This window comes from Natronobacterium texcoconense, assembly GCF_900104065.1.
Classification (GTDB): domain Archaea; phylum Halobacteriota; class Halobacteria; order Halobacteriales; family Natrialbaceae; genus Natronobacterium; species Natronobacterium texcoconense.
The window spans coordinates 1-1,310 of sequence record NZ_FNLC01000009.1 but is presented as its reverse complement, the minus strand read 5'-3'; the positions used below and the strand labels follow the sequence as shown (position 1 = coordinate 1,310).

At 59.4% G+C, this 1,310-nt stretch carries 1 rRNA gene; it reads right to left on the bottom strand.

The features are described 5' to 3' along the window. Positions 1-11 precede the first annotated feature (11 nt). Positions 12-1,310, bottom strand: a 16S ribosomal RNA gene (locus BLR35_RS20135); the annotation flags it as partial.

Below are 1,310 nucleotides of genomic sequence, written 5' to 3'. Positions count from 1 at the left end.
GTCCCGGTCAGTGGAGGTGATCCAGCCGCAGATTCCCCTACGGCTACCTTGTTACGACTTAAGCCCCCTTGCGGAGCCCAGATTCGACCGCCGGAAGGCGGCCTCATCCGGACCCCACTCGGGTGCTTTGACGGGCGGTGTGTGCAAGGAGCAGGGACGTATTCACCGCCGTCTTCTGAACGGCGATTACTACCGAATCCAGCTTCATGCAGGCGAGTTTCAGCCTGCAATCCGAACTACGACCGAGTTTCGGAGATTAGCGCCCCCTCTCGGGGTTGCATCCCACTGTCTCGGCCATTGTAGCCCGCGTGTCGCCCAGCACATTCGGGGCATACTGACCTACCGTTGCCCGTTCCTTCCTCCAGTTTGGCACTGGCAGTCCTCCTAATGTACCCAACCACCACAAGGGTGTTGCTGGCAATTAAGAGTGCGGGTCTCGCTCGTTGCCTGACTTAACAGGACGCCTCACGGTACGAGCTGACGGCGGCCATGCACCTCCTCTCAGTAGCTCCAGTAAGCTCATCACACTGACCTTCATTGCTACTGTCGATGCTGGTGAGATGTCCGGCGTTGAGTCCAATTAAACCGCAGGCTCCTCCGGTTGTAGTGCTCCCCCGCCAATTCCTTTAAGTTTCATCCTTGCGGACGTACTTCCCAGGCGGTCTGCTTCACGGCTTCCCTACGGCACAACACAGGCTCGTAGCCTGTGTCACACCTAGCAGACATCGTTTACAGCTCGGACTACCCGGGTATCTAATCCGGTTCGTGACCCGAGCTTTCGTCCCTCACCGTCGGATCCGTCTTCCTGAGGCGCTTTCGCCACCGGTGGTCCGTCCAGGATTACAGGATTTCACTCCTACCCCGGACGTACCCCTCAGGTCTTCCGGTCCCAAGCCACGCAGTTTCCACCGGACGCCTCCCCGTTGAGCAGGGAGATTTCCCGACGGACTTGCGTGGCCAGCTACGGACGCTTTAGGCCCAATAAGAGCGGTCATCACTCGTGCTGCCGGTATTACCGCGGCGGCTGGCACCGGTCTTGCCCAGCACTTATTCCACGACCTCCTTACGGTCGTAAAAAGCGAGGACTATATGCCCTCGCACTTGGAGTCCCCCTATCGCACTGGCGTGCAGTGTAAAGGTTTCGCGCCTGCTGCGCCCCGTAGGGCCCGGTATCTTGTCTCAGATACCGTCTCCGGGCTCTTGCTCTCACAACCCGTACCGATTACTGGCACGGTGGGCCGTTACCCCACCGTCTACCTAATCGGCCGCAGCCACATCCTACAGCGCCGAAGCATTTCGAGCTCTCCGCA